25 protein-coding genes and 1 riboswitch are annotated in these 26,862 nt (G+C 63.3%); of the genes, 13 read left to right on the top strand and 12 right to left on the bottom strand.

Translation table 11 applies throughout. The features are described from left to right. The first annotated feature begins 12 nt into the window (after positions 1 to 12). Positions 13 to 2,403: a bifunctional salicylyl-CoA 5-hydroxylase/oxidoreductase gene (locus tag JMY29_RS19335; protein ID WP_189076565.1), complete on the top strand. Its 2,391-nt coding sequence runs from the start codon at positions 13 to 15 to the stop codon at positions 2,401 to 2,403. 2 nt (positions 2,404 to 2,405) lie between these two features. Next, on the top strand, positions 2,406 to 3,767 hold the full coding sequence (locus JMY29_RS19330; protein ID WP_039243512.1) for an MFS transporter: 1,362 nt from the start codon (positions 2,406 to 2,408) through the stop codon (positions 3,765 to 3,767). A gap of 75 nt (positions 3,768 to 3,842) precedes the next feature. Here JMY29_RS19330 and JMY29_RS19325 read toward each other — a convergent pair whose 3' ends face one another. Further along, the gene (locus JMY29_RS19325; protein WP_039243426.1) at positions 3,843 to 4,376 is read right to left on the bottom strand and encodes an ABC transporter permease family protein; all 534 of its coding nucleotides are present in this window, start codon (positions 4,374 to 4,376) and stop codon (positions 3,843 to 3,845) included. 189 nt (positions 4,377 to 4,565) lie between these two features. On the opposite strand from JMY29_RS19325, the gene JMY29_RS19320 reads away from it, so the two are divergent. After that, a complete protein-coding gene (locus tag JMY29_RS19320; protein ID WP_229778685.1) occupies positions 4,566 to 5,465 on the top strand; it encodes a PaaX family transcriptional regulator in 900 nt (299 codons plus the stop codon). 17 nt (positions 5,466 to 5,482) lie between these two features. Here JMY29_RS19320 and JMY29_RS19315 read toward each other — a convergent pair whose 3' ends face one another. The 3 genes from JMY29_RS19315 to JMY29_RS19305 all read right to left on the bottom strand — a co-directional run bounded on the left by JMY29_RS19315 (position 5,483) and on the right by JMY29_RS19305 (position 8,780). Further along, complete coding sequence (locus JMY29_RS19315) at positions 5,483 to 6,259, bottom strand: VOC family protein (RefSeq protein WP_039243422.1); 777 nt, start codon at positions 6,257 to 6,259, stop codon at positions 5,483 to 5,485. A 110-nt stretch (positions 6,260 to 6,369) separates the two neighbouring features. Beyond that, positions 6,370 to 7,956 (bottom strand): phytoene desaturase family protein, encoded by a 1,587-nt coding sequence (locus JMY29_RS19310; protein ID WP_189076564.1) that lies wholly within the window; start codon positions 7,954 to 7,956, stop codon positions 6,370 to 6,372. Between the two features lie 182 nt (positions 7,957 to 8,138). Further along, the gene (locus tag JMY29_RS19305) at positions 8,139 to 8,780 is read right to left on the bottom strand and encodes an NADPH-dependent F420 reductase (RefSeq protein WP_064723800.1); all 642 of its coding nucleotides are present in this window, start codon (positions 8,778 to 8,780) and stop codon (positions 8,139 to 8,141) included. Between the two features lie 114 nt (positions 8,781 to 8,894). On the opposite strand from JMY29_RS19305, the gene JMY29_RS19300 reads away from it, so the two are divergent. Continuing rightward, positions 8,895 to 9,176 (top strand): hypothetical protein, encoded by a 282-nt coding sequence (locus JMY29_RS19300; protein WP_229778684.1) that lies wholly within the window; start codon positions 8,895 to 8,897, stop codon positions 9,174 to 9,176. Next, entirely contained in the window at positions 9,166 to 9,849 is a 684-nt protein-coding gene (locus JMY29_RS19295; protein WP_018780346.1) for an HAD family hydrolase, read from the top strand. The genes JMY29_RS19300 and JMY29_RS19295 overlap by 11 nt, the downstream gene beginning before the upstream one ends. On the opposite strand, the gene JMY29_RS19290 is transcribed toward JMY29_RS19295, so the two are convergent. Continuing rightward, on the bottom strand, positions 9,846 to 10,265 hold the full coding sequence (locus JMY29_RS19290; RefSeq protein WP_189076563.1) for a hypothetical protein: 420 nt from the start codon (positions 10,263 to 10,265) through the stop codon (positions 9,846 to 9,848). The two genes, JMY29_RS19295 and JMY29_RS19290, sit on opposite strands and share 4 nt — an antisense overlap. Before the next feature lie 373 nt (positions 10,266 to 10,638). Between JMY29_RS19290 and JMY29_RS19285 the strand changes: the two genes are divergently transcribed. After that, positions 10,639 to 11,583, top strand: a complete 945-nt coding sequence (locus JMY29_RS19285) for an EcsC family protein (RefSeq protein WP_079582929.1) — start codon at positions 10,639 to 10,641, stop codon at positions 11,581 to 11,583. 89 nt (positions 11,584 to 11,672) lie between these two features. Here JMY29_RS19285 and JMY29_RS19280 read toward each other — a convergent pair whose 3' ends face one another. Both JMY29_RS19280 and JMY29_RS19275 read right to left on the bottom strand, forming a co-directional pair. Beyond that, complete coding sequence (locus tag JMY29_RS19280; RefSeq protein ID WP_079582931.1) at positions 11,673 to 12,299, bottom strand: DUF4230 domain-containing protein; 627 nt, start codon at positions 12,297 to 12,299, stop codon at positions 11,673 to 11,675. A 294-nt stretch (positions 12,300 to 12,593) separates the two neighbouring features. Further along, positions 12,594 to 13,205: an NADPH-dependent FMN reductase gene (locus JMY29_RS19275; RefSeq protein WP_018780342.1), complete on the bottom strand. Its 612-nt coding sequence runs from the start codon at positions 13,203 to 13,205 to the stop codon at positions 12,594 to 12,596. A gap of 185 nt (positions 13,206 to 13,390) precedes the next feature. Here JMY29_RS19275 and JMY29_RS19270 point away from each other — a divergent pair, with 185 nt between their 5' ends. From JMY29_RS19270 to JMY29_RS19250, 5 genes are all read left to right on the top strand, one after another. Next, entirely contained in the window at positions 13,391 to 14,587 is a 1,197-nt protein-coding gene (locus JMY29_RS19270) for a Re/Si-specific NAD(P)(+) transhydrogenase subunit alpha (RefSeq protein WP_055973348.1), read from the top strand. Continuing rightward, positions 14,587 to 14,919, top strand: a complete 333-nt coding sequence (locus JMY29_RS19265) for an NAD(P) transhydrogenase subunit alpha (RefSeq protein WP_055973351.1) — start codon at positions 14,587 to 14,589, stop codon at positions 14,917 to 14,919. The genes JMY29_RS19270 and JMY29_RS19265 overlap by 1 nt, the downstream gene beginning before the upstream one ends. After that, positions 14,916 to 16,289 carry an NAD(P)(+) transhydrogenase (Re/Si-specific) subunit beta gene (locus tag JMY29_RS19260; protein WP_189076562.1) on the top strand — a complete coding sequence of 458 codons (1,374 nt, stop codon included), beginning with the start codon at positions 14,916 to 14,918 and terminating at the stop codon, positions 16,287 to 16,289. The genes JMY29_RS19265 and JMY29_RS19260 overlap by 4 nt, the downstream gene beginning before the upstream one ends. Positions 16,290 to 16,483: 194 nt before the next feature. Continuing rightward, positions 16,484 to 16,654 (top strand): hypothetical protein, encoded by a 171-nt coding sequence (locus JMY29_RS19255; RefSeq protein ID WP_018780338.1) that lies wholly within the window; start codon positions 16,484 to 16,486, stop codon positions 16,652 to 16,654. Positions 16,655 to 16,790: 136 nt separating this feature from the next. After that, complete coding sequence (locus JMY29_RS19250; protein WP_018780337.1) at positions 16,791 to 17,138, top strand: hypothetical protein; 348 nt, start codon at positions 16,791 to 16,793, stop codon at positions 17,136 to 17,138. 139 nt (positions 17,139 to 17,277) lie between these two features. Here the strand turns inward: JMY29_RS19250 and JMY29_RS19245 are convergent, their stop codons facing one another. The 5 genes from JMY29_RS19245 to JMY29_RS19225 all read right to left on the bottom strand — a co-directional run bounded on the left by JMY29_RS19245 (position 17,278) and on the right by JMY29_RS19225 (position 22,029). Further along, positions 17,278 to 17,892, bottom strand: a complete 615-nt coding sequence (locus JMY29_RS19245) for a hypothetical protein (protein WP_055973358.1) — start codon at positions 17,890 to 17,892, stop codon at positions 17,278 to 17,280. 100 nt (positions 17,893 to 17,992) lie between these two features. Further along, a complete protein-coding gene (locus JMY29_RS19240; RefSeq protein WP_189076561.1) occupies positions 17,993 to 18,868 on the bottom strand; it encodes an amino acid-binding protein in 876 nt (291 codons plus the stop codon). Positions 18,869 to 19,076: 208 nt separating this feature from the next. Then, positions 19,077 to 19,523 (bottom strand): large conductance mechanosensitive channel protein MscL, encoded by a 447-nt coding sequence (gene mscL / locus JMY29_RS19235; RefSeq protein ID WP_189076560.1) that lies wholly within the window; start codon positions 19,521 to 19,523, stop codon positions 19,077 to 19,079. Between the two features lie 131 nt (positions 19,524 to 19,654). Then, the gene (gene speB, locus JMY29_RS19230; protein WP_018780333.1) at positions 19,655 to 20,650 is read right to left on the bottom strand and encodes an agmatinase; all 996 of its coding nucleotides are present in this window, start codon (positions 20,648 to 20,650) and stop codon (positions 19,655 to 19,657) included. Further along, positions 20,647 to 22,029 carry an MFS transporter gene (locus JMY29_RS19225; RefSeq protein WP_189076559.1) on the bottom strand — a complete coding sequence of 461 codons (1,383 nt, stop codon included), beginning with the start codon at positions 22,027 to 22,029 and terminating at the stop codon, positions 20,647 to 20,649. The genes speB and JMY29_RS19225 overlap by 4 nt, the downstream gene beginning before the upstream one ends. A 169-nt stretch (positions 22,030 to 22,198) precedes the next feature. Here JMY29_RS19225 and JMY29_RS19220 point away from each other — a divergent pair, with 169 nt between their 5' ends. Both JMY29_RS19220 and gcvP read left to right on the top strand, forming a co-directional pair. Beyond that, positions 22,199 to 23,692 carry a PucR family transcriptional regulator gene (locus JMY29_RS19220; RefSeq protein ID WP_189076558.1) on the top strand — a complete coding sequence of 498 codons (1,494 nt, stop codon included), beginning with the start codon at positions 22,199 to 22,201 and terminating at the stop codon, positions 23,690 to 23,692. A 74-nt stretch (positions 23,693 to 23,766) separates the two neighbouring features. Further along, a riboswitch (glycine riboswitch) is annotated at positions 23,767 to 23,865 on the top strand. A 148-nt stretch (positions 23,866 to 24,013) separates the two neighbouring features. Beyond that, positions 24,014 to 26,860, top strand: coding sequence for an aminomethyl-transferring glycine dehydrogenase (gcvP, locus tag JMY29_RS19215; protein WP_189076557.1), 2,847 nt, complete (start codon positions 24,014 to 24,016; stop codon positions 26,858 to 26,860). Positions 26,861 to 26,862 lie beyond the last annotated feature (2 nt).

The following is a 26,862-nucleotide window of genomic DNA, read 5'->3' as shown; positions in this document are numbered from 1 at the left end:
AGGAGCATCACCATGAAGATCGCAATCGTTGGAGGCGGCCCGGGTGGCCTGTACTTCGCAGCACTGATGAAGCAGCTGGACCCGTCCCACGACATCACCCTCTGGGAACGCAACGCTGCCAGCGACACCTTTGGATTCGGCGTCGTGTTTTCCGATGAGACCCTCGGCGGCATCGGCAACGCCGACCCCGTGGTGGCCGAATACATGAGCCGTCGGTTCGCCCGATGGTCCGACATCGACATCCACTTCCGGGGCGAGATGAAAACGGTGGGTGGGCAGGGGTTTGCGGCAATGAGCCGCAAGGAACTCCTTGAGTTGCTCCAGCGCCGCTGCATCGAACTGAACGTGGATGTCCGGTTCAGCACCCTGGCGCCGCCGGTGGAGGAACTCGAGGCCAATTACGATCTTGTCCTGGCCGCCGACGGAATCAACTCCCAGATCCGCGCCCGGTATGCGGAGTCCTTCAAACCGAACCTGGATCCGCGGACCAACAAGTTCATGTGGCTGGGCACCAACCAGGTCTTTGAAGCCTTCAAGTTCTTCGTGAAGGAAACCGAGTGGGGCGTCATGCAGATCCACGGCTACCCCTACTCGGATGAGGGCTCCACGTTCATTGTGGAAATGCACCAGGACGTGTGGCACGCAGCGGGCTTCGACGAGACCGCCAACGAGGTTTTCCCGCCGGGTGTCTCGGACGAAAAGGCCATTGCCAAAATCCGCGACATCTTCGCCGAGGAACTGGACGGCTACGAGGTCCTGAGCAACAACTCCAAGTGGATCAACTTCACCACGGTCCGCAACGAGAGCTGGCGCCACAACAACGTGGTCCTGCTGGGCGACGCTGCCCACACGGCCCACTTCTCCATCGGCTCCGGGACCAAGCTGGCCATGGAGGACTCCCTGGCCCTGGCTGCGTGCCTGCACGAGCACCCCTCGGTGGAGCAAGCACTGGAGGCCTACGAGGCCGAACGCCGGCCCGTCGTGGCGTCGACCCAGCGTGCAGCCCAGGCTTCCCTTGAATGGTTCGAGCGCATCGGCCAGTACAAGGACCAGGATCCCACCCAATTCGCGTTCAACCTGCTCACCCGCAGCCGCCGCATCACTCAGGAGAACCTGCGCTTGCGGGATCCCGGATTCGCCGAGGCCGTGGAGCGTAACTTCGCTGAATCTCAGGGCCTTGGCGACGTTGCCCCGGCCATGTTCCAGCCGTTCCGCCTCGGAGGGCTGGAGCTCAAGAACCGCATCATCGTCTCCCCGATGGACATGTACTCCGCTATTGACGGCGTCCCGGGCGACTTCCACAAGGTCCACCTGGGGTCCAAGGCGCTGGGCGGCGCGGGCCTGGTCATGACCGAGATGGTGTGCGTTTCCGAAACGGGCCGCATCACCCCCGGCTGCACCGGCCTGTACACCGATGGCCAGCGTGACAGCTGGAAGGAGATCGTGGACTTCGTTCACAGCCGCTCCACCGCCAAGATCGGCGCGCAGCTGGGCCACTCCGGCCGCAAGGGCTCCACCAAGCTCATGTGGGAGGGCATCGACCAGCCGCTCGAGTCGGGAAACTGGACCGCCGTCGGGCCTTCCGCCCTGCCGTACAGCGCCGAAAACCAGACCCCGGTGGAATTGGACCGTGCCGGCATGGATGCCATCAAGGCGGAGTTCGTTGCCTCCACCGTCCGTGCCGAGGAGGCAGGTTTCGACCTTCTGGAGATCCACGCGGCCCACGGCTACCTGCTCTCCTCCTTCCTTTCGCCGGTTTCCAACAAGCGGACCGACGAATACGGCGGCAGCTTGGAGAACCGGCTGCGGTTCCCGTTGGAAGTGTTCGACGCCGTTCGCGCGGCCTGGCCTGCCGGCAAGCCTTTGACGGTACGCATCTCAGCGACCGACTGGATCGAGGGTGGCAACACGTCTGACGATTCCGTGGAGATCGCCCGGGCTTTTGTCGCCCACGGCGCTGCCGGCCTGGACGTCTCCACCGGCCAGGTGGCCAAGGAAGAAAAGCCTGCCTTCGGCCGCAGCTACCAGACGCCGTTCGCTGACCGTATCCGCCAGGAAGTGGCCGCTCCGGCAGGTGTGGCGGTGATCGCCGTCGGCGCTATCTCAAGCTACGACGACGTCAACTCGATCCTCCTTGCCGGCCGTGCGGACCTCATCGCCCTGGGCCGCACGCACCTGTACGATCCGCAGTGGACCCTGCATGCCGCCGCTGAGCAGGAGTACCAGGGGCCCGGCGCCCAGTGGATCCCGCAATTCCGGGCGGGACGCCGCAAGCCACCGAGCTCGCGCACTGACGCCGTCCGTCCCCGCCTTTCGTTGCTGAAGGAAGCGGACATCGACGAGGCCACCACGCACCTCCGGTGGACCCCGGCGTCGGCTGCTGCATCGGTTTTGGTGAAGTAGCCGTGGCTACCGCACCAGTCAACGACTGGAACGTGCCTAAGAAGACCACCGGCCTGGTGTTGTTCTGCTGCTGGCTCGCGATCCTCGCCGAAGGCTATGACGTCGGCGTCCTCGGCGCTGTCCTTCCCGCGCTTGCGGAGTACAAGGAATGGAACCTGTCGCCGCTTGCCCTGGGCGGCCTGGGGTCATATGCCTTGATCGGCATGCTTATTGGTGCTCTGTTCATCGGCACGCTCAGCGACCTCGTAGGCCGCAAGAAGATGCTCCTGGCATCCATGGTGATCTTCACGATCACCCAAGCCGGCGCGGCCTGGGCACCTACCCCCGAACTGTTCGGGCTGTTCAGGCTTATCGGCGGTCTCGGCATGGGTGGTGTCATCCCGGTGGCGGCTGCACTGACCATCGAGTACTCAGCCCCGAACAAGCGGTCATTCAACTATGGCCTCATGTACTCCGGCTATTCCCTGGGCATTGTTGCAGCTGCCCTGGCTGCATTGTTTGTCCTGCCCCTGGGTGGCTGGCGTGCCGTGATTGCCATTGGAGCGGCGCCGATTGTCCTGCTCCCGGTCATCTGGAAATTCCTGCCCGAATCGCTGGAATACCTGGAGACAAAGGGCCGCCGTTCCGAGGCGAAGGCCTTGGCCGCTACTCTTCAGATCGCCGACTACCGGCCTGTTGTCCCGGCGGCCCCGGTTGCCAACGGCGGGCCTGCGGATCCTTGGTGGAAGACCATCACCACCATGTTCTCCAGGAAGTACCTGCGCTCCACGGTGTTCTTCTGGATCTCGCTGTTCTGCGGCCTGGTGCTGGTGTACGGGCTGAATACCTGGTTGCCGAGCATCATGAAGAAGGCCGGCTACGACCTCGGCTCGTCCCTGACGTTCCTGTTGGTCTTCAGCCTCGCCTCTGCCATCGGTGGCCTGCTCCTTGGCCGCGCGGCTGACAAGTACGGCAAGAAGCTCATCCTGGTGGTGTTCTACATCCTGGGCGGCCTGGGCATCATGCTGCTGGTCTTCCCCAACACCATGGTGGTGAATCTGCTGTTCGTGGCGTTCGCCGGCGTCGGTTCGATCTCGACGTCGCTGGTCCTCACCGGCTACATTGCCGACTACTACCCTGCCAAGGTCCGTGGAACAGCCACAGGCTGGGCGCTGAGCTTTGCCCGGCTGGGTGCCATTTCCGGGCCCCTGATCGGCGGCTGGATTGCAGGCTCCAAGTTGCCCTTCGAGGCGAATTTCGCGATCTTTGCCGGCATCGCCGTCCTGGCGGCCGGGGCGGTGGCGATGATTCCCAAGCCGCAGCCTGAGGTGCCCGTCGCCGCCGTCGACGTCGATCCCGACGACGTCACCGTCAGCACCGTCTAGGAAGCAGCCCCGCGAGGTGGCAGTTAATGACAATTGGGAACCCCGGGACTGTCATTAACTGCCATCCCGACGTGGTTAGCGCAGGCCCTTCAGGATGTTCTTGGGGCGCTGCATCTCTCCGTGCTTGGCACCGAGAATGATGACCCAGGCAGCGAAGGCGGGAATGGCCCACTGAAGGGCCTTAAGCTGGGTCTGTGCCGACTTCAGCTCATCGGAGGCACCTGCGCGCGGTTCCGTGGCTCCTTCGGCGCCTTCGCCGGAGAGCTCGTCAACCTTCTTGCCCACGATGCCTGCGTAAAGTGTCACCGCAGCTCCGGCCAGGGTCACCACGGTCTTGTAGACGGTGTTGGCGGCCACATTGTCCTGCTTGGCGATGCGCCCCTTGTTCTCCCAGGCGATGGCGAGGTCGGAGGCGAGGTGGCCCGCGAAGGCCGCGGTCTGGATCGGAGCCCATTTGCCCCAGCCCTTGCTGGACAAGCGGGTGCGCTCGGTGGGGTCCTTGGCTTCTGCGGCGGCTCCGTTGAGCCCGATGGCCCCCATCAATGAGCCGCCGAACCATGCCGCAGCGGTGAGGTCGTGGATGGAACGGGCTACAAGATTTCCTGCCATGATGCGCTTCCTATCGTTGATGCGGAAAGTACCTGATGTGGCTGCTTGATCCTGTTGCGGAGTTCAAGTGTTCCTCCATAGTAAGCATCCTTACTATGGGCTTGCCAGTTCGTGGCCTTTCGTTGAGCAGGCGGCGGCGCTCCCACACCTATGATGAAGTGGACTGGCGCCTGAACATTTGGCGCGGAAATGAGGATGTTTTCGATGTTCGCCGTCCCGGCACCCCCGGTGCGCCACCAGCAACTCCTCGTCACGATCTTTGGCCTCTACGGCCGGAACGCGGGCGACGCCTTGCCGGTCTCAGCACTGATTTCCATGCTGGGTTCCCTGGGATATGACGCTCCGGGAGTGCGTTCTTCCGTGTCCAGGCTCAAGGCCAAGGGCGTGCTCAAGAGCGTGCGTGAAGGTGGCATCGCCAAGTACAAGATTTCCGAGTCCGTCAGCGATGTGTTCCGTGAGGGCGACCGGAGGATCTTCGCCCCTGAGCAGGCCGCCCCCGTGGACAAATGGGTACTGGCCGTATTTTCAGTGCCGGAGTCCATGCGCAACCGCCGGCACCAGCTGCGCTCCGCACTGCTGGGGCTTGGCTTTGGGTCTGTGGCGAACGGCGTGTGGATCGCACCGGCGGGCAAGCTTGAGCAGGCCAGGGAGCGGCTCACAAGCAGTGGCTTGATCGAATTCGTGGACCTTTTCCGCAGCGACTACGTGTTTGACGGCCCCATGCGTCCGAAGATCGCCGAATGGTGGGACCTGAACGAACTCGACCAGCAATTCACCGAGTTCCTGGAACTCTATGAGGGGGCCGAAGAGCAGTGGACGCGGCGGGTTGGAGATGATCCCGAGGCCGCGTTGGCCGGTTCCACCGAGGAGTTGCGGCGCGAAGCCTTCCGTTACTACATCCCCATGCTCACCTTGTGGCGTAAGTTTCCGTACAAGGACCCGAACCTGCCCGCGGACTACCTGCCGCCGGAGTGGCATGGGCCTGCTGTCCGCAGGACCTTCCAGGCCGTCCACCGCTTGGCGGCGCCGCTTGCCGCGGCGCACGCACACGAGGTGATCTCGGAGGCGTTGGATCCCGCCGCCGCCTGATCGTGCAGCCGGACCGCTTAGTTGTTCGTCCGGGGCGCGTCGATGATGCCGAAGGTCTCACCTTGCGGCGCCCGCACGATGGCCGTGCGTCCCAAAGGGCTTTCCGCGGCCGGTCGGAGGAGCGTGGCGCCGAGCTCCACCGCCTTCAGCGCGGTGGCTTGGACGTGGTCGCTGGCGAACCACGTCATCCAACGGTCGGGCAAAGAGGCCTCGGCATCGTGGAACACTCCGCCGACTTCCCTGCCGTCCAGGGGCCTGCAGATGGTGGAGTACACGTAGCCGTCGTCGTGGATTTCCTGGAAACTGACGTCGAAGACGTCCGTGTAGAAGGACCGCGCCGCCTCCTTGTCGCGGGTGTGGAGTTCGTTCCAGCACAGCGCACCGTGTTCATTGACTCGTTCAGCCCCGATGTGGTTCCCGGCCTGCCAGATCCCAAACACCGAACCGAGACTGTCTGAAGCCAGGGCCATCCGGCCGGAGTCCATCACATCGAAAGGCGGCGCGATCAGTTGACCGCCGCTGCCCACGATTCTGCCGGCCGTCTGGTCAACGTCATCTGACGCCAGGTACGTAGTCCACGAGGCCGGGGCGTCCTTGTCCTGTTGAGGGCCGATTCCAGCCACCGCGCGGCCCCGGAGTTCCGCCAGGACGTAACCCCCGGACTCCGGGCCGCCGGAAGCGAAGGTCCACCCAAACAGATCCGCGTAGAAGGCCTTGGCCGCGTCCAGGTCATCCACTCCCAAATCCACCCACATGGGCGTCGCGGCGGGCCAAGCGGAGATTTTGGTGGACATGGGGCTCCTTGGTGTAGGGCTGCGCTGAGTGGTGCAGCTGCCTCCCCGGAAGCCCTATGCGCCGAGCATCCGAAGAGGCAGCCACCCATAAAGTGCAGTCACGGCCCGGTTCATGACACGGTTTCGTCCTGCAAATCCTCCAGGACCGCCATGGCGGCGTTGTGCCCGCCCAATCCACTGACTCCGCCCCCGCGGCGGGCACCTGCCCCGCAAAGGAAGATGTTCGGGTACCCCGTTGCGACGCCCCACCGTTCAGCCGGGGAAGCCCGGGGCTCGTCGTCCTCCAGGAAGGGCCACTGCAGCTTGCCGTGGAAGATATTGCCCCCCGACATGTTCAGGGCATGTTCAAGGTCAAGGGTGGTCTTGGCCTCGACGCACGGGTTTCCGTCGGCGTCCGTGAGCAGGAGGTCCTCGATGGGTTCGGCCAGGACCGAGTTGAGCGATTCGAGGACGGCGGCCTGGAGCTTGGCACGCATCACGTGGTTGTTTTCTTCCGTCACCAGCCGGTCGGGGGTGTGCAGCCCGAACACCGTCAATGTGTGCGCTCCGGCGGCTGCAAGCTCCCCGGAAAGGATGCTCGGATCAGTCAAGGAGTGGCAGTAGATCTCACAGGGGAGTGGGCTGGGAATCTGCCCGTCGGTGGCCGCACGGTGCGCGTCGGCAAGCTGTTGGTACCGCTCATTGATGTGGAAGGTCCCGCCGAAAGCGGCTTCGGGAGTGACCGTGGCATCCCGGAGCTTCGGAAGGCGCTTCAGGAGCAGGTTCACCTTGATCTGCGCCCCTTCGGGCCGGGCGACCTCCTGCGGTGACGGCACTCCCAGAAGGTCCTGCAGGACCCATGGCGAAACGTTGGCGAGGATACGCCTGCCCTGGAACACGTGTTCGCTGCCGTCGTGCCGGAACCGGACTTCGCCGTCGTCGGAAATGGCTGTTACCTCCGCCGATGGCAACAGCACCGCCCCGGCCTCCCGGGCCGCCCGCTCGAGTTCGCGGGAAACGGACCCCATGCCGCCCAAGGGAATGTCCCACAAGCCGGTCCCGTTGCCGATCACGTGATAGAGGAAGCATCGGTTGGCATCCAGGGAGGGGTCGTCGAGCGAAGTGAAGGTGCCGATCAGGGCGTCGGTGGAAACCATGCCCCGGACCAGATCGTGGGTGAGGCGCTCTGTGATGACCTGGCCCAGCGGATTCTCGATGAAGGAGTTCCACAGCTTGTCGTCAGCCACGAGGGCCCGGGCTTCCGAGCGGCTGGGCAGTGGTTCGCAAACGGTGGGAAACAAGGCCTGCGCGAGCTTGCCGGTGTCGGCGTAGAAGCCTTCCAACGCGTCAAAGTCAACTCCCGCACCCACATTTTCGAAGGATTCCCGGCTGGCGTGGGAGTCGCCGCCGTCGATGAGGAGGCCTTTTTCGGGGTTTTCCGGGTCCGGTGTGTAGGAGGAGTACCTGCGGCGGGCCAGCGCTATGTCCAAGTTCAGCTCCTGGATAATCCGCTGGGGAAGCAGGCTGACCAGATAGGAGTAGCGCGAGAGGCGGGCATCGACGCCCTTGAAGGCGGCCGCTGAAACAGCCGCGCCGCCGAAGTGGTCGTCCCGCTCCAGGACGGCTACGCTCTTGCCCGCCCGAGCCAGGTACGCGGCCGCTGTGAGTCCGTTGTGGCCGCCGCCAACAATGACTGTGTCGTAAAGGGTCTTTTCCATAGGGCGAGACTAGACGGCGGGGGCTGTTGCTTACGGATACTGCTTCGAATGGTAAGAGGAACTTGGCCTTAGCTTGGATGCTGCCGTGATGAGCACCACCTCCGCGCGGTGATACCCGACTGTTCCACGACGTGCGACGGCGGACAGGCGCAAGCCGCCCGTCCGCCGTCGTGCGCTGTGGTTCAGTTGGTGCGGTTCGCCTTGGCGAGGTTCTCCCGAAGTTCATCCGCGTTCTGCCGGATGACATAGGCGGGACGGTCGCGCTCGACCCGCCAGCTGTCTGCAAGGGGCCCGATGTTGACGGTGTCGAAACCGAATTCGTCGTAAAGCCTGGTGACGAGCTCCGCTGCTTCCGGGAAGTCGCTGGCGGTTGCCAGGGCACGACGGTTCGGCGTCCCCGCCGGAGTGCCGTCCGTCGTGATGTCCTTGGCGAAGATGTGGTTGAAGCCCTTTGCCACCTTCGAGGTGGGGAGGTGCTTCTGGAGCAGGCCGGACGTGGTTGCTTCACCGTTGTCCAGCTCCGGAATGCGTCCGTCGCGCTCCCAGTAGTAGTTGTTCGTGTCGATAACCACCTTGCCTTCGAGCGGCTGGGCGGGAACGTCCCGGTAGTTCTTCAGGGGAACGGTCACGACGGCGAAATCGCCTGCCGCTGCTGCTTCGGCCGCCGTCGCGGCCCGGGCGCGCGGCCCCAGTTCCGCGACGAGGTCGCCGAGGGTCTCGGGTCCGCGTGAGTTGCTGATCACGACGTCGTAGCCGAGTTCGACCGCCTTGCGTGCGACCTGGCTGCCAATGTGTCCTGCACCGATAATTCCGATTGTTGTCATATCCACGCCAACAAGAAGTTGCAGGCGCGTATTTCCAGCGTTACGGATTATTTCCAAGGGCTTATACTAAGTAGTCTTACTAAGCTGTTTTTCATCGAAAACGAGGAGGTAGCGATGGCCGGCCGTTTGGAACTGGTGGAAACGCCCGATGGGGGATATCGGATTTTGATGGTGGACGGCGGGGATTGCCTGATGGGTTTGTCCAAGCGGTTCTCCACGGTGGATGACGCCGTTGAAGGGGTGGCTGCGATCCGGGAAGTGGCCGGCACCGGCCTGCTGCAAACCGGCTCTGCGGAGCGGTACGCCGTATTGATGTTGGAAGAGCCCGTGATTGATTCTGCGCTCGCCGCCCAGGGGACGCGGACACAAGCGAAGGTGGTCAGCTGTGGCAACTGAGGCGACGTCAAAGAAGCGCGGTGTCCTGTTCGACGTGGACGGCACCCTGATTGATTCGAGCTACTTCCACGCCATGGCGTGGTGGCAGGCGTTCCGGCGGGAAGGGTTGGACATCGAAATGTCGGCCATCCACCGGCGAGTCGGCATGGGAGGCGACCGGCTCATCCAGAGCTTGGTGCCGGAGCCCTCGGAGGACTTGCAGGAAAACCTCAAGTCCTCGCACAGTGCGGTTTTTTCCACCTTCTGGCCCGCGCTGCGGACCTTCGAATCGGCCCGGGATCTCCTGGCCGCCTGTTCGGAAGCCGGGCTGGCGGTCGGATTGGCGTCCTCGGCGCAGGATCGCGACCTTGAGGTCAGCCGCAGGCTCCTCGACGCCGGATCCTCCATTGATGCGTGGACGAGTTCCAATGACGCGAAGGAGAGCAAGCCCGCGCCCGACATCCTGGAGGCGTGCTTGGAGAAGCTCCACCTGGAACCACAGGACGTGGTTTTCGTGGGCGACGCTGTCTGGGACGTAAAGGCCGGCTCTGCCATTGGCGTTCCGGTGATCGCGCTGACCTGCGGCGGAATCAGCGAGGCCGAATTGCGCGACGCAGGTGCCGCGGAAGTCTATGACAATCCGCGGCACCTGCTCGAAAACCTCGAAGGCAGCCTTATCGGGAAGCTGGCCTAGCTTTCCCGGCTGATTCCCTTGTCCCGGCCGCGCCGGTTCCGCAGGGTCCAAATGATTAGCGCGATGATGATGACGGCGGCAACGCCCGCCAGCACCCACGGCACGGCGTTGGTGCGGGTCTGCTCCTGGGGTTCGGATTCTCCCGTGCCGGGGTTGGCTGGTCCGCTTCCTGCGGGGTTAGGTGTGTTGGGCGCACCCGAGGATGGCCCGGGGTTGGTGGGTGTCTGCGTTGACGGGCCCGAGGGGTTGCTTGCATCCGGCGAAGGCGTTGCCGTGGTGGCGGCTACGCTGCCCTGCGCGTGGACGGTGGTTGCGGCTGCCGCCGGGGCTGCGGCGTTTGCTGCGGCGGTGGTGGATGCCATCGACCCGGCAAAAAGGGCCAAGGCGGCTGTAGTTATGGCTAACTTACGAAGCATCGGTATCTCCTGAGTAGGGGCGTGTCCTCAAATCCTCATACTCGTAAGCATACTGACTAAATCCTTGCAGGTGGGGGGTACTGCGGGTGCCGCTTCGGGAGTTCGCCCGCGAGATCCTCAACGTCGATAGCTTCGTCGATCTTGGGTACAGTTTTGAGGAAACCGGCACTGATTACCTCGACCAAGCGCTCAGAGCCCCAATGAGGCAGCGCCTTGATCACGCTGGGTGAACTATATTCCGGTCGACACCTGAGGCGGACACTGTGGTGTCTCGAAAACCTAATGCTTCCTGAGGCAGTGCTGGTCGGCGCTCTCTTCAGGAGCGGAAGCCCTCGAAAATCCTAAAGGCTGGGGATTCACCGGTGACGGAGTCTTGTTTAGTCGCCTCTCCGGGAAGTGTCTCAGCAAAAGCGGAGCACGCAAAGCCAAGGACTCCATTCCCGACGGCATCAGCGACTGGGGTGGGGCTGCGTTTGGCTCCATGAGGCAGGCGGCCGGGCGCATTTCACGGGCCGGTCTATCTCCTAAACAGGTTGTTGCGAAACACAAAAAGAACGGCCACGACGTTACGAGGCTCTCCGACTTGCGTCACCTCGACCTTGAGCAAATCGACGTTGTCCGCGGGAGAGGTATGAGCTGGGGCTACCCTCTTGCTGCAGCTCTTTCGGGGGCCGGTGCAGGACTGGTGATCTCCGGAGGGGAACTCGCTGTCCCCGTCACCGGCGGAGCCGCGGCTGCGCCTTCAGGGGCAGCAATCGCCGGGGCATTCGTTGGTGACGCTGCATTAGTTCTAGGTCTCGCGTCCCGCTCCGTCGGTCACATATCTCTGCTGTACGGCTACGACCCCGAAGAACCAGCGGAGAAACTTTTCGTTATGTCTGTCGTCAACGCTGGCACGGCAATGTCAGCCAGCGCGAAGACTGCCGCGATGGCTGACATTTCACGGCTGACCCAGGCACTCGTGCGTGGCAAGAACTGGGCGGTGCTCTTGGATATGTCGCTCGTAGCCCAGGTCTCCAAGAAGTTTGCGGAAAAGTTCGCTTTTCGGCTTACCAAGCAAGGGCTCGGCAAAGTCGTCCCGGCAGCCGGGATCGTCTTGGGTGGCGCTTTCAATTGGGCCACTCTGGAATCGATTGTCGACGTCGCAAATATTGAGTACCGGAAGCGCTTTCTTCTTGAGAAATACCCGCACCTCGCTAATGACGAGGCGGCCGACTCGTTTTCCGATGTCGATCAAGACGCCACCCAATACGGGGACGACGAGGGAATCAGCGTGCTAGGCGAACTCGCCGAGACAGGTGGGCCAGACCTCCGCTAACGGGCTTGGCGAGGACACAATCATCCACCTCGTCAGAAAAGTGGACGTTCCTGAGTGGCACATCGGAGCAGGGCAGCTGGCCGTTGACGCTACTTTGCGAATTCAAAGACGATTTCGGCGTCGGTATCGACGCCTGTGATGATTCCGGAGTAGAACGTCTTGGTCTGCTCCTGAAGCGCGGCCTCGTTTTGGGCTATATATTTCTGCTTGTTCTCGTCGCTGAGAATGTTGTTGATCATGCGGGTTTGAACGGCGGGCGGCGTCAGCCAGCTAAGCGCTTCGCTGCTCTCCATTGGGTCTTCGAACACCGGATCGTCGAAGCCGATGCCGACGAACTGAGGAATGGTCACCCGGAACGATGATGGGCTGTTCTTTTCGATCTTGACCTGTGACCCATCGATGCCTAGTTTTGCGTTGAACTTGTACTGGATCAGTGTCGTTTTCTCGCTGGCAGGTACGGCGACGCCGAGAATTTCCCCTGTGCTTTCATGCCTCGCGACACCCTCGATGTGAAGACTTACCAAGGCAACCTCCTGCACGCGCGTGACCGCCTGGACTACTTGCGTATCTCGTTCGTTGGAGCTGCTGCCGAGCATCGAACTGAGAGCCAGGGCATTAAGTCCGCCAGTTGCAAAGGCCGCGCCCAGTCCCGCAATACCCACACCCATGATCAGCAGGACGGGCCAGAGCCGAACCTGTACCCTAAAAAATTTCATGACGATTCAATCCCCAAGTCGTTCGATGCCGAAATGCCCTTCCGCGCTTGTGGAGTGATCCAAATGGATCACCCGGTCAAGTCTTTCCGAACCTTATACGCAAGCGGAAGCCGTCCGATAATCGCACACCCCAACGACCATTCCTAGGTTCAGGACCTCATTGAGGCCGGCGGTCGGCGTTAATGCGGAAACGCAAACCACCGGGCCGTCGAACGTCCGCGCGGACATCGACCTTTCCTCGTGGTCCCGGGGTGCCGCCCCAGGAAGAGCGGCACCCGCCCCTCGCCAATACAGCTAACGCGTGAGCTTGGCCGAATCCGGTTCCGGGTCGCCGATGTGTCCCGGCGCGTTGGCTGCCAGGACGCGTTGTACGAACGCGCTGTACTCCTCCATATAGTGGCGCAACAGCGCGGCGGTCCCTTCGTCCTTAACGGAACCGTCGTCGTCGTACGCGTCTGCCACGAAGCGGATGTACGCCTCGGGCGCATTCAGCTGCGGCGCGTCCAGGAAGCTCAGAACGCTCCGCATGGATGACTGCATCACTGCAGTGCCGATGCCACCGGGCGAAGCGCCGATGATTCCGGTGGGTTTCCGTGCGAACGAGTTGGTGCCCCAGGGGCGCGAGCCCCAGTCGATGGCGTTCTTCAAGGCGCCAGGGATGGAACGGTTGTATTCGGGGGAGATGAACAGGATCCCGTCCGACGCCGCGATGGCATCCTTCAACTCCCGGCCCGCGGGCGGGAAGTCGGCATCGTAGTCAGAGCTGTAGAGGGGAAGGTCCTTGATCGCGATTTCATGGAATTCGAGTTCCGGGGGTGCGACGCTGATCAGCGCTTTGGAGAGGACCCTGTTGATGGAATTGCTGGCCAGGCTTCCAACGAAATAGCCGATTTTGAAGGTGTCCATAGCGGCGTTCCTTTCCGACGGCGCGGCCGGAACCGGCTCGTCGACGGTGTGGTGGCGGGTTGACCCGACTCAACCGACACTAGTGGACTTGTTCACATAGCGCAGCCCCCTACTCCCGCCCGGACCCTCGCGGTCATAGACTCATGCCAACTGGTTTCTGGAGCGTTCCGGAAGAGGGGTGGCGGGTGAAAGCAGGCATAGCACGCGAAGCGCTCGACGGCGAGCGGCGGGTGGCAGCCACGCCGGAAACAATCAAGCAACTAGTGGGCCTCGGCCTGGCGGTGGACGTTGAATCCGGCGCGGGGCTCGCCTCCGGCCACAGTGACGACGACTACCGCAGCGCAGGAGCGTCCGTGGTGGGGTCGTTGGACCTCGGATCGCTGGACGTCTACTGCCACGTCCGTCCCATGGAACCGTCGACGGCGGGAGCCCTCCGCCGGGGTTGCGTCACCGTTGGCCTGGGGTCGCCGTCGTCGGAGTTGCCTACCGTTAGGGCGCTCGCGGCCGGCGGAATCACCGCTTTTGCATTGGAACTCGTACCGCGCATTTCACGGGCCCAGTCCATGGACGCACTGACCTCCCAGGCGCTTGTGGCGGGCTACCGCTGTGTGCTGGAGGCCGCTATGCGGCTGCCTCGGTTCTTCCCGCTGTACATGACTGCGGCCGGAACCATCCCTCCGGCCCGCGTTCTGGTGCTGGGGGCAGGGGTGGCCGGGCTGCAGGCCATCGGCACAGCCAAACGGCTAGGCGCCCGGGTCTCGGCCAACGACATCCGGCCGGCGTCAGCCGACGAGGTTGCCTCCATGGGCGGAACGTTCATCAAGCTGGACCTCGAGACAGCAGAGGCCTCCGGGGGATACGCGCGGGAGCTCAGCGAGGACAGGGGAGCGCTTCAACGGGCGCTTCTGACACCGCACGTGGCACAGGCCGATGTGCTGATTACTACTGCTGCGGTTCCGGGCAGGCGGGCGCCCCTACTGGTCAGCCGCGACATGGTGCAGGGCATGAGATCGGGATCCGTGGTGGTGGACCTCGCCGCGGAATCGGGCGGGAACGTGGAGGGAAGCATTCCCGGGCAGGACATTTCCATCCCCACCGGCGACGGCCAAGGCACAGTAACCCTGGTGGGAATGAAGGATGTGGCCTCGGCGATGCCCGCAGATGCCTCCCGCTTGTATGCCAAGAACGTGGCCAACCTGCTGGCGTTGATGACCCGGGATGGCGTGGTTTCCCCGGACTTCGAGGACGAAGTGGTGGCGGGGACCTGCCTCACCCACGAAGGCACGGTCCGGCACGCACCCACGGCGGAAGCACTCGCCGCCCTTGCCGGCGGGCCAGCACCCTTCGGAAGTATCCACCCCGGGACCGAAGGAGAGCGCTGATGGACGGCATGAGCCTGCTAACAATCACTGTGCTGGCCGTGTTCGTGGGCTTTGAGGTTGTTTCCAAAGTCTCCAGCACCCTGCACACACCCCTGATGTCGGGGGCGAACGCGATTCACGGCATCATCCTGGTGGGGGCCATCATCGTGGCGGGCCAAGCAGGCGATCCCTGGGTGTTGGCGGTCGCCCTGCTCGCTGTCGTCCTGGCCACGGCCAACCTCGTGGGCGGTTTCGTGGTGACGGACCGGATGCTGGAGATGTTCCGGGGAAGGCAGCGGCCGCCGTCGAAAGCCGACGCCGCAGCAGGTGCGGCTGAGGAGCGCCGCCCGTGACACTGTTGAATCCCACCTGGACGGCACTCCTGTATCTTGCGGCAGCAGCCTGTTTCATCCTTGCCCTCAAAGGCCTGAACTCGCCGCGCACGGCCCGGCGGGGAAACCTGATCGGGGCAGTCGGAGCCCTCCTGGCCGTGGTGACCGTGTTTGTGTCGGTGAAGCTGGATAACGTGCCCTGGATACTGGGAGCTGTGGCCGTTGGTGCCGGAGTGGCCGCTCCGGTTGCCCGCAGGGTGCAAATGACGCAGATGCCGCAGCTGGTGGCTCTTTTCAATGGCGTGGGCGGTGGCGCTGCGGCCTTGGTTGCCTTGCTGGAGCTTTCCCACACCAGCGACTCCTGGGTCCGCCTGGCGATTGTGTTCACCTTGCTGGTGGGGGCAGTCTCGTTTGCCGGCTCGGGGGTGACCTTTGCGAAACTCCAAGGCCTCATGACCACCCGGCCTGTGACCTTCCCCGGGCTTCCTGCGCTCATGGCCCTGGTGCTGCTGGCGGCAGTGGGTGCTGGCGTTGCAGTGTTCCTGAACGGTTCGCTGCTGTTGGCGTTGATCCTCCTGGTTCTTGGCCTCGTTGCCGGCGTCCTTCTGGTGCTCCCGGTAGGTGGGGCCGATGTCCCGATCGTCATCTCCCTGCTGAACGCGTTTACGGGGTTGGCCGTAGCTGCGTCCGGACTGGTGCTGGGGAACGTGCTGCTTTTGGTGGCCGGGACCTTGGTTGGGGCGTCGGGCACCATCCTCACGCGGGCCATGGCGGCGGCGATGGGACGCAGTGTTGCCGGCATTATGTTCGGCGCCTTCAAAGGCGGGTCCACGGCCGGATCCACCGCTGTGAGTGAGCGGCCGGTGCGTTCGTCCAGTGCCGAGGACGTAGCGGTCCTGCTCGGGTACGCGCAAAGGGTGATCATCGTCCCCGGCTACGGCCTCGCGGTGGCTCAAGGGCAGCACACGGCGGCTGAATTGGCGCTGGCCCTGGAATCGCGCGGAATCGAAGTGGACTTCGCCATCCACCCCGTCGCCGGACGCATGCCCGGACACATGAATGTCCTGCTGGCGGAGGCCAATGTTCCTTATGAGTCCCTCAAGGAAATGAGCGAGATCAACTCCGAATTCAAGACCGCGGACGTCGCCTTGGTAGTAGGCGCCAACGACGTCGTGAACCCCGCCGCGAAGACCACCGCCGGTTCACCGATTTACGGGATGCCCATCCTGGAGGTTGCTGACGCACGGCAGGTGGTGTTCCTCAAACGCTCCATGCGTCCCGGGTTCGCAGGGATTGAGAACGAACTTCTCTACGAACCCCAGACCACGCTGTTGTTTGGTGATGCCAAGGACTCGTTGACCAAGGTACTCGGCGCCGTAAAGGCACTGTAGCGTCATTAGGTTGTGGGCATGGATTAATTTGGCCGGGAATCGCGTCATGGACTGAGCCGTGGCAGCACACCTCCTGTACAGGGTTTGTAGAGGACGCGAGGAGTCGTCGGTTGAAACAGGGTGCGAAAGATTCGCTGTTCGGGGTCAGCTTTGATCGATCAGGGGGCAGACGGGTGTCCGACTGGAGATCACTCGTGGGTCAAACTGTCCAGGTCCTGAGCGGCAAGGAAGTGGTGGACGAGGGAGTCGTGGATGCGGTGACGTTCGATGGCAGCGTCCTGTGGCTCCGCCAGAAAGGCCCCATTGGCCGGCGGTTGGTGATGAAGGAACGCGGTGTGGCCGTCAAGGTCCGCATTCTCAAATAGGGGTTCGCTTCCTTCCCCAAGGTCCGGGCCCCGGCTTGCTGGCGGCAGGGGTCTTTTCGACTCGGGGTCCGCGTCCTAAGGTGAACGATAGGAAGTAACCTGTCCTTTCCGATCGCACCATGAACGAGGTTGAGCCATGACCGTGAAACTCAACAAGAAGGCATTCGAGAACGCGAAGCACCTGATCCGTGATGGCAAGGCCGTCAAAGACACCAGGGACGACTGGAGCGAGCATGCCCCTTCCACCGGGGATGAAAACTCGTTCCTGGACAAACACGGACATGCCGAATACTCAAAGTGGTTCCTCGGCGTGGACGACGAGCATCCGGATGACCAAAAGGGACATTACAAGTTCCCGATCGGTGACTTCAAAAAGGTCCACCGCTGTGCAGTGATCTCGGCGGAGAGCAGGGCGGGCCAATACGACTACGACGACATCCGTGATGCTCTGGGCAAACTGCTGGAGAAGATCGACGGCGACTAACCCGCCGCGGGGGCCGACCCCGAGTTCCTCCCCGGTTGCTCCATGCCAGACCCAAGGGACACCGCGTGTCGAATGAAAAACGCGGTGACGCCGGAGAAGCAACGGGGAAGGAACGCAGCGGAATCAGCCGCCGCCCGTCCTAGGAGGCCTTGGTTGCGGTAAACATCTGGCGCAGGGTGAAGAAGCATCCAAGGGCACCGAAGAGCAGCGCGAGCAGGAAGTCCTTCATGTATCCGCTGATGAACTCCGGGTTGTATGCGAGGTTGTTGGCCATCAGGGCCCAAGGTTCGGAATTCATGACCATGGCCAGGGGCTCGCGGCCGAGGAACTGGACAGCGTCGAGCCACACGCCACCGACGAATGACGACAGTGCCGTCACCACAGTTACGCCGACGACGATCCACACGCCTTTTCGGCTCAGGGCTCCCGCGCCAGCTACGTAGAATTTAGCGGCCATGACGGCGGCGGCAAATGTCACCAGGGAGGACATCCACCCGAGGCTCCATATGGCCATCCACAAGATAACGCCGATGGGCAGGGCAGCCAGTGCAAACAGGGCTCCGCGTCCCACGTCTTCGCGGGGAGTAACAGAGATGGGTTGGCCGTAGATTGCTTGGATGTGTTGGGCTTCCGGGTGCCATGCCGGAACGTCCGGGCCGGTCCCTTCGGGAAGCCGTACGCCGTACTGCGGTTCGGGTGTGTTGGTGTTGTTCCCGGCAGTTTCGGGCGTGCCGGAGTGAGTGTTTTCAGACAAAGGTCCCCCATGGGAAAGATGCGAATGGTGGACAAATATTCGCACGTTGGAAGTCCAGGAGTGCCTCACGACACGAATCCTGCAGGCGACCGGGATACCGTCAGTCCCTCGCCGGGGTGGGGGCAGGGCCGTAAGCCAGGATTTCGGCCAGTTCAGCCAAGCGATGGGCCCTCGCGGATTCGGCCGGAGTGAACGGCTCGCCCGGGCGGGAGAACAGGAGTGGACCATGCCAGGCGGTGGGAACCTTCAGCACATCCGTGGAACCCACGACGGCGGTCGCGGCCCCGGGTGGCCGACGTTCCGGACTGTTGGGCACTACTTTTGCGGACAGCAGCTCAGCCAAGGCGTGTGGGAGCTCAGCAGGATTTCCGGCGACCCGGGCGGCCAGGCTCAGGGCCCTGGTTTGTCCGTCGGCCATGGCCAGCGCGGTGGTCGGCCAGACCTGGGACCCACGCCCGCCGCCGTCGTCCAATGCCTTCAGCAGTTCAACCTCGGTGACCTCGCCCGGGGCGGAGAGGACGAACTCGTCCATGACGCTGCCGTCAGGCCCGGCGCCGTCCATCGGATGAACGTGGATGCTCAGGATGTTGGTCTCCAGACGGGCGAGTGACTGGGTGATCCTCTGCAGGGATCCGGGTTGGTCCAGCACGAGGGTCCGCGCCCGCCACAGGGCAGGCGCCATGTTCAGCTTGTGCCGGTGGCGGAGTGCCGGGGCGTGCAACCAGCGCCTGAGGACCTTCGCGGCGGAGGGCTCGGCAACCCAGATCACCAGGACGGTCGCGGTCACGGTGAGCAGCAGGACCTTGGCCAGGTAGGGAAGATGGGTTTCCACCACCGCTGCATGGACCAGAAGTTCAATGGGAAGCATGACCGCGATGTTGGCCAGGGTCAGCCTGGCCTTGGGCGGTTCGGGCAGTTGGCCGCAGACATCGCACAGCAGGTCCGCGGTAACGGGGGTCCTCGGGTTGCGCTTCATGGTTTCATGCTGCCCCGCGCCTGTTTCGAACCCGTTGCTGGTGCGTCACGTTCCGGCTACTTCCGGGTAGCCGGCTGTTCCTGCCCGGTGAGTGGCCCATGTATCGGGGCGGACAAAAGTAAAGCCCGGCACTCCCTCAGGGGTAGTACCGGGCTCTACGTGGCCAAACGTGAAAGACCGCAACAACAGGGATGTGCGGCGGGCTGTCCTAGCGGATGGAGTCGTCGTCCAAGTCCCGGGCATTTCCGCGGGCGGCGGGTGCATCCTTCAAGAGGTCGCGGATCTCGGCAAGCAGCGCGGTGTCGGCCGGAAGCGGCTCTTCCTCGGGCTCCTCGGTGGAGAGGCGGTCCTTGACCAGTGAGTTGATCTTGTTCATGGGTGCCACGAAGATGAAGTAGACCACGGCTGCGGTGATCACAAAGGTCACGAGTGCGGTGAGCACGGCGCCGAAATCAACAAAGGTGGCGGGGTTGTTTTCCCAGATCTTGAAGCCCAGGCCTTCGGCGTTCATGCCGCCGGCGGCGGCAATCACCGGGTTGATGATGTGGTTGGTGAAAGCTCCGACGAGTGCGGTGAATGCACTGCCGATAACGACAGCGATAGCCAGTTCGATCACGTTTCCGCGAAGTATGAAGTCCTTGAAACCCTTAAACATGGATGGTCCTCCGGTTGGGTGCGTTGTCTGCCTCAGCAGGAATCAAACTACCATTCCGGTGTTTCCAGTGGGGGTCAAGTGACCAGGGAGGAAACTTGACCCCACTCAGTGCGGGACGGCGCCCCTGAGGATCAGGCTGTAGCTTCTTCGAGTTCGAAGCCTGACACGCTGGCGCCCTTTCCCCGGTTGACCATCAGGGCCAAGAGGTCAAACACCACAGTTGCTGCGGCAACACTGGTGATGTCGGCATGGTCATACGCCGGTGCCACTTCTACGACGTCGGCGCCCACGATGTTGATGCCGTTGAGTCCGCGGAGCAGTGCCAGGAGCTCCCGGGAATGCAGACCACCCATCTCCGGGGTGCCGGTGCCGGGTGCGTAGGACGGGTCCAGGACGTCGATGTCGATGGAAACGTAGACGGGGGTGTCGCCCAACCGCTGCCTGACCTGGTCGATCGCCGCCGGGACGCCTATGACATCCAGGTCCGAGCAGCGAATGATTTGGAAACCGAACTCGTGGTCGCGCAGGAAGTCGTTGCGGTCATACACAGGACCACGGATACCCACATGCATCGACTTGTCTTCCAACAGCAAGCCCTCCTCGAACGCCCTCCGGAAGATTGTTCCGTGCGTGACCGGCTGGTCGAAGTACGTGTCCCAGGTGTCCAGGTGGGCATCGAAATGGAGTAGCGCCACTGGTCCGTGCACTTTGTTGAGCGCCTGCAACATGGGGAGCGCGATGGTGTGGTCGCCGCCGATGGAGATGAGTTTCCTGTCCTGGCTGATCAGCGGACGGGCTTGCTCCTCGATCTCGCGGATGGCACGGGCGATGTCATAAGGAGTGCAGGCGATATCCCCTGCATCCACGACCTGGACTTCGTTGACTGGCTCCACATCGAGCTCCGGGTGGTAACCAGGGCGCAGGAGGCGGGAGGCTTCGCGGACTGCGGCCGGACCAAACCGGGCCCCTGGGCGGTAGGAGGTACCGCCGTCGAACGGTACGCCGACAATGGCAATGTCGTAGTCGGGGACGCGGTCAATCTGCGGCAGACGGGCAAAGGTACCCAATCCTGCGAAGCGGGGAACCTTGGTGGCATCGACTGGTCCGACGGGCTGGTGAGTGGTCATGACAGGGATCCTTCGGTTACTTTATTCGGCTCCGGGGTGCCCGGATTCTTACGGGAGGTGAGTTCTGAAAGGGATTTGTTGGCCGTTTCCGGCGCGAGCAGGAAGGTCGCCACCAAACCGACCAGGGAGATCACGGCGCCGATGAGCAGGGAACCGGCGGCGCCGAAGCTCACTATTGCGATGGGCATCAGGTAAGTGCTGGCGGCAGATCCGATGCGGCTGATGGCGGTACCAAAACCCACTGCCGTTGCCCGCACTTCGGTGGGAAAAAGTTCGTTGGGGTAGACGACTTCGAGGAAGCTGGAGGCGCCGGAAGCCAAAGCGAATACGGCCAAGGCGATGAACAACGGCGCGGCCTGGACGTCGGGAATGAAAGCCGGGATGGCCAAGGCCACCACGATGACCCCGAAGCTCCAGAGAAGCAGCCGGCGTCGGCCGATTCTTTCCACCAGCCACAGTCCGGGGATGCCACCGACAACAAACAACATGGAAATCAAGAACGATCCTCCGTAGAGGTTGGCGTCTCCGTGCATTCCGAAGGATGCCAGAAGGTCAGGGGCGAAGGTGTACACAGCAAAGAGTGGGATCACCTGGGCTGTCCAGAAAATGGAAACAAACAACGTCCGCTTCCAGAACTGGCCCCGGAAAATGTCCAGGAGCCTGCCTTGCTTCGCCGGTCCCTCGCTGTCGGAAGCGATATCAGCCAGCCCATACTGCTGTCCGTAGACCTTCTTGATGACTGCATCAGCCTCCTCACGGCGACCACGTGACAGCAGCCAGCGTGGCGACTCAGGTGTCCCGAGCCGGCACAGCAGGGTGATGATGGCGAAGATCGCCGGGCTGGCGACCATCCAGCGCCAAGCGTCCGGCCCCATGTCGCGGAGCAGGAATCCGACGGCGTAGGCGACCGCTGCGCCAACAGCCCAGACCACAAAGGTGGCCCCAAGCAGGCGGCCGCGGTGCTTCTTGGGCAGGAACTCTGCCAGGAGCGACGTGGCGATGGGGTAGTCGGCGCCGATGGCCATCCCCAGGAAGAACCTGCACAGGACTACTTGCCAGACCTCAGTGGCAAAGCCGTTCAGCAGCGAGAAGACGGCCAGTGCTATGAGGTCGGCAATATACATTTTGTGGCGGCCGATCTTGTCCGTGAGCCACCCGAAGACGGCGCCGCCGAAGAAGATGCCTACCAGGCTGGCGGCACCGATCAGTCCAATTTCCCCGGTACTCAGCTGCAGTCCGGGGGTCATTGTGATCAGGGCGATGCCGATGATCGACAACGCGTAGCCATCGATGAACGGACCGCCGGAGGCGAAGAACGTCAGCTTTTTGTGGAACGCGGTCAGTGGGGCATCGTCAATGAGGTTGCTTGTTGCGCTCATTGCAACCCTCTCTCGTGAGTGCTCTTGGGGAGCGGGGAAGTAGTCATTCAATTCTTGGGTGACCGGCGTCACTCCGACTATCTGTAGATCGACTACAAATGATTAAGTTGCATATACATTTGTCTAAACGGTGCTGGCGACCATCCGGCACACCCCGGGAGGCCAAGGCATGGCAATCACCGTCGCTGAACTCGTCGCCGAACCGCAGCTGGGCCTGACAATCCTGGCCGGCTCGGCAGGAATGGATAACCGCATCACGTGGGCTCACACCTCGGACCTGCCCCGGCTCTGGGAGTGGGTCACGGGCGGCGAACTCATGATGACCAACGGCCTCTCCATCCCGGCGGACGCTGACGGGCAAGTGGCGCTCGCGGAGGCCCTGATGGACAGCGGTGCCAGCGCCCTGGCCATCGGAGAGAAGATGCACGCGCCGACCCTGACCGCGGAATTCCTGGCGGCGTGCGATCGGCTCCCCTTGCCCCTGGTCAACATTCCGTATCCGTTGCCGTTCATCGCGATCGCCAGGTCGGTTGCGGAGTCCTCGCTGCTCGAAGAGTCCCGTCGGCTCCGGCAGACGGCGCGCGTCTATGATCTGCTCCGCACCGCAGGTGCCTCCGAGGACCATTGGCAGAGCCTCGTACAGCGGCTGGCGACCGAGTTGGACGCGGACCTGTTCGTCGTGGATCGCCGCTGCCTCCATCCCTGGCACCCCGATGGGAAGGCACTCCCGGAGTTCCTCGCTGATGCCTGGGCGCCGTCGTCGGGGCAGGTGACCCCTGCCGGGAAGAACTTCCAGTGGCACCGTGTTCGGGGCAGGCACGTCCTGACCATGGATATCCCCACCCACGCGAATGCGCTTTTGGTGGTGCTGCCCAACAGCGAACCGCACCCGGACGCCGTCGTGCTCCTGCACGCCGCAACCGTGCTGGGACTGCAGCTTTCGCGCATCGTCCTATCTTTGGAAGGCCGCCACCGCCTGGCCGGCGAGTTCCTGCTCCAGGCCTTCGACGGCAGGCTCGGCACGGCGGACATGGAAAGCAGGCTGGCAGCTTTCGAGGTTCCGGCACAGGGCTTCGTGGTCGCCTCGATCTCAGCCGACGACGGCGACCGGCTGGCGAACGTCCACATCGAACTGTGGCGGCACGGGGTTGCGTCGGCGTCGTTGAAGCGGAACAACAGGTTCCATGTGGTGGTCCCGGCGGACACGGCAGAAGAAGTTCTGGTCCATTGCGCCGGTGTGGATGCCGCGATCGGGATAAGTGCGCCGGCAGCCGTTGCGAATATCCAACGCGCGTTGCAGGAATCCCTCTGGGCGCTCGGTTCGGCCCGGGCCAACAAGCTGGGTTTGGCCCGTTATGCCCAGGGCCCGTCCTGGTTGGGCCTGACCGGGGTTGAGGAGGGAACGGCTCTGGTCCGGCGGTTGTTGGGTCCGGTTTTCGACTACGAGCAGAGCCAGGAAGGCGATCTCATTGTCACGTTGCGGACGTATTTGGACTCGCAGCGGTCCTGGCAAAAGACGGCGGCAACCCTGTTCACGCACCGGCAAACCATCATCTACCGGATCCGGAAAATCGGTGAGCTGACGGGCCTGGACATGGGTGAAACCTCCACGGTGGCCCAGCTCTGGTTCGCCCTTCAGATCCACGAGGCCATGCACGGGTAGGGGCCGCTTGCTTGCACTTTTGCGAAACCCCACGCTATGGTGTGAAGCGTGTCACTCGCGTGACACAACGCTTTTGATCTGCGGCGGGAGAGTCCTGCCGGTACATCCAGTCAGGCGCCGTAGGAGCAAATCCTCCCCAGGAATCTCTCAGGCCCATGTACCGCCGCGGTTAGGCAACTCTGGAAAGCAGTTCGGGTAACCGGGCTCACCGACGGTGCAAGCAGGCAACCATTCCTGCGGAATCTCTCAGGTCCAATACAGAGCGGGGAGGAACCCACATCATCGTGGCGCTCAGTGGGCGCCTGAATCATGGAGTTCCTCTTGACTGTTCAATCAACCCCCACCGCTTTCGCGGACCGGCACATCGGCGCCCGGCGCCAGGCCGACGTTGACACCATGCTCAAGGCCATCGGCTACGACTCTGTCGACGGCCTGGTGGACGTAGCCGTCCCCGATTCCATCCGCCAGGACACGGCCCTGAAACTGCAGGATGCCCTCACCGAGGTGCAGGTCCTCGCCGAACTGCGGAAGCTCGCATCCAAGAACAAGACCGCGGTCCAGATGATCGGCCAGGGCTACTACGACACCGTCACGCCCCCGGTCATCCGCCGCAACATCCTGGAAGCTCCCGCGTGGTACACGGCCTACACGCCGTACCAGCCGGAAATTTCCCAGGGCCGCCTTGAAGCGCTCCTCAACTTCCAGACCATGGTGCAGGATCTCACCGGCCTTCCCGTGGCGAACGCTTCCCTGCTGGATGAAGCCACCGCGGTGGCCGAGGCCGTGTTGCTGATGCGCCGGGCCAACAAGAACAAGACGGCCAAGGATGGCAAGACTGTTTTGGACGCCGACCTCCTTCCGCAGACCATCGCCATCGTGAAGGGCCGTGCTGAGGCGCTGGGCTTCGAGGTGGAGGTCGCGGACCTCTCCGCCGGTCTGCCCGACGGCGACATCAACGGCGTCGTCCTCCAGCAGCCTGGTGCTTCAGGCCGGGTTTTCGACCATTCCGGCGTCATTTCCGAAGCGAAGGAACGCGGCGCACTGGTCACCGTGGCCGCGGATTTGCTGGCGCTCACCCTCATCACGCCCCCGGGCGAACAAGGTGCCGACGTCGCCGTCGGAACTGCGCAGCGCTTCGGTGTTCCGCTGTTCTTCGGCGGCCCGCACGCGGCCTACATGGCCGTGCGTGAAGGCATGGAGCGGACGCTCCCGGGCCGCATCGTCGGTGTCTCCAAGGACAACGCCGGCGTCCCCGCCTACCGCCTCGCGCTGCAGACCCGCGAGCAGCACATCCGCCGCGAAAAGGCCACCTCCAACATCTGCACGGCACAGGCATTGCTCGCGATCGTCGCTTCGATGTACGCCGTCTACCACGGCCCTGAAGGCCTGAAGGCGATCGCCGAAACCGTCCACGGCCACGCCCGCGTCCTTGCCACTGCACTGCAGAAGGCTGGCCGCGAGCTCGTCTCAGATTCCTTCTTCGACACCCTCACCGTCCGCGTCCCCGGCAAGGCGGACAAGGTCATCGCCGCCGCCGAAGCCCGCGGCATCAACCTGCGGATCATCGACGCCGACACCGTTGGGGTTTCGGTTGATGAAACCACGACGCCGGAAGTCCTCTCCGCGGTAGCCGTCGCCTTTGGTGCCGGTCCGGTGGGGGACGCCTCCGGGTTCGAACTGCCCGAATCCGTAGTCCGCACCTCTGATTTCCTACAGCACCCGGTGTTCAACACGCATCGTTCAGAGACGCAGCTGTTGCGCTATATCCGCAAGCTGTCCGATCGGGACCTCGCGCTGGACCGCACCATGATCCCGCTGGGCTCGTGCACCATGAAGCTCAACGCCACTGCCGAAATGGAAGCCATTTCCTGGCCGGAGTTCGCCTCGATCCACCCGTTCGCTCCGGACCACCAGACGGCCGGTTGGCGCGAACTGATCGAAGACCTGGAAGCCGACCTCACCGAGATCACCGGCTACGACCAGGTCTCCATCCAGCCGAACGCCGGCTCCCAGGGTGAGCTTGCCGGGCTCCTGGCGATCCGCGGCTACCACCTGTCCCGCGGCGATGAGCAGCGCAACGTGTGCCTCATCCCGGCCTCGGCCCACGGCACGAACGCTGCCTCCGCGGTGCTGGCCGGAATGAAGGTTGTCGTCGTGGCGGCGGCATCCGATGGCACGATCGACCACGACGACCTGAAGGCCAAGATCGAGGCCAACAAGGACGCGCTCTCCTGCATCATGATCACGTACCCGTCCACGCACGGTGTGTACGACGCCGACGTCCGCGAAGTCTGCGATGCGGTCCACGCAGCCGGTGGCCAGGTGTACGTTGACGGCGCCAACCTCAACGCGCTGGTTGGCTTGGCCCAGCCGGGCAAGTTCGGTGGCGATGTCTCGCACCTGAACCTGCACAAGACCTTCTGCATCCCGCACGGCGGTGGCGGTCCGGGCGTTGGCCCGGTCGCAGCCAAGGCACACCTGGCACCGTTCATGCCCGGCGACGCGAACAGTGATTCTGCCGAAGGCGGCGTCGCGATCTCGGCCTCCCGCTACGGTTCCGCCGGCGTCCTGCCGATCTCCTGGGCGTACGTGAAGCTCATGGGTGGCCAGGGTCTGACCGAAGCAACCAAGTCCGCGCTGCTGGCCGCGAACTATGTTGCCTCCAGGTTGGATGAGCACTTCCCGGTGCTCTACACAGGTGAAGGCGGACTTGTGGCTCACGAGTGCATCCTGGACCTCCGCGAGCTGACCGCGAAGACCGGCGTCACCGCTGAGGACGTAGCCAAGCGCCTCATCGACTTCGGCTTCCACGCCCCCACGCTGGCCTTCCCTGTGGCGGGAACCTTGATGGTGGAACCCACCGAGTCCGAGGACCTGGCCGAGATCGACCGCTTCATCGAAGCCATGATCACCATCCGTGCCGAAATCGAGCAGGTGGCCAACGGTGATTTCACTGTTGAGAAGTCGCCGCTGCGCAACGCGCCGCACACGGCTGCCGCCGTCGTCAGTTCCGATTGGGTCCGCGACTACCCGCGTGAGCAGGCCGCCTTCCCGGTCCACCACCTCAAGCAGGACAAGTACTTCCCGCCGGTAGGCCGCATTGACGGTGCCGCAGGCGACCGCAACCTGGTGTGCTCCTGCCCGCCCCTTACGGACTTCGAAAACTAAGG

The sequence above is a fragment of the Paenarthrobacter nicotinovorans genome (assembly GCF_021919345.1).
Lineage (GTDB): Bacteria > Actinomycetota > Actinomycetes > Actinomycetales > Micrococcaceae > Arthrobacter > Arthrobacter nicotinovorans.
This window is presented reverse-complemented; position numbering and strand designations above follow the sequence as displayed.

Bases quoted from the DNA above. Each gene is read 5' to 3' on its own strand.
- JMY29_RS19275 (WP_018780342.1), bottom strand. From the start codon at position 13,205: ATGGACACCTTCAAAATCGGCTATTTCGTTGGAAGCCTGGCCAGCAAT.
- JMY29_RS19300 (WP_229778684.1), top strand. From the start codon at position 8,895: ATGGCCGGCCGTTTGGAACTGGTGGAAACGCCCGATGGGGGATATCGG.
- JMY29_RS19250 (WP_018780337.1), top strand. From the start codon at position 16,791: ATGACCGTGAAACTCAACAAGAAGGCATTCGAGAACGCGAAGCACCTG.
- JMY29_RS19290 (WP_189076563.1), bottom strand. From the start codon at position 10,265: ATGCTTCGTAAGTTAGCCATAACTACAGCCGCCTTGGCCCTTTTTGCC.
- JMY29_RS19265 (WP_055973351.1), top strand. From the start codon at position 14,587: ATGGACGGCATGAGCCTGCTAACAATCACTGTGCTGGCCGTGTTCGTG.
- JMY29_RS19280 (WP_079582931.1), bottom strand. From the start codon at position 12,299: ATGAAATTTTTTAGGGTACAGGTTCGGCTCTGGCCCGTCCTGCTGATC.
- JMY29_RS19305 (WP_064723800.1), bottom strand. From the start codon at position 8,780: ATGACAACAATCGGAATTATCGGTGCAGGACACATTGGCAGCCAGGTC.
- JMY29_RS19310 (WP_189076564.1), bottom strand. From the start codon at position 7,956: ATGGAAAAGACCCTTTACGACACAGTCATTGTTGGCGGCGGCCACAAC.
- speB (WP_018780333.1), bottom strand. From the start codon at position 20,650: ATGACCACTCACCAGCCCGTCGGACCAGTCGATGCCACCAAGGTTCCC.
- JMY29_RS19225 (WP_189076559.1), bottom strand. From the start codon at position 22,029: ATGAGCGCAACAAGCAACCTCATTGACGATGCCCCACTGACCGCGTTC.
- JMY29_RS19325 (WP_039243426.1), bottom strand. From the start codon at position 4,376: ATGGCAGGAAATCTTGTAGCCCGTTCCATCCACGACCTCACCGCTGCG.
- JMY29_RS19335 (WP_189076565.1), top strand. From the start codon at position 13: ATGAAGATCGCAATCGTTGGAGGCGGCCCGGGTGGCCTGTACTTCGCA.
- mscL (WP_189076560.1), bottom strand. From the start codon at position 19,523: ATGTTTAAGGGTTTCAAGGACTTCATACTTCGCGGAAACGTGATCGAA.
- JMY29_RS19320 (WP_229778685.1), top strand. From the start codon at position 4,566: ATGAGGATGTTTTCGATGTTCGCCGTCCCGGCACCCCCGGTGCGCCAC.
- JMY29_RS19315 (WP_039243422.1), bottom strand. From the start codon at position 6,259: ATGTCCACCAAAATCTCCGCTTGGCCCGCCGCGACGCCCATGTGGGTG.
- JMY29_RS19220 (WP_189076558.1), top strand. From the start codon at position 22,199: ATGGCAATCACCGTCGCTGAACTCGTCGCCGAACCGCAGCTGGGCCTG.
- JMY29_RS19240 (WP_189076561.1), bottom strand. From the start codon at position 18,868: ATGAAGCGCAACCCGAGGACCCCCGTTACCGCGGACCTGCTGTGCGAT.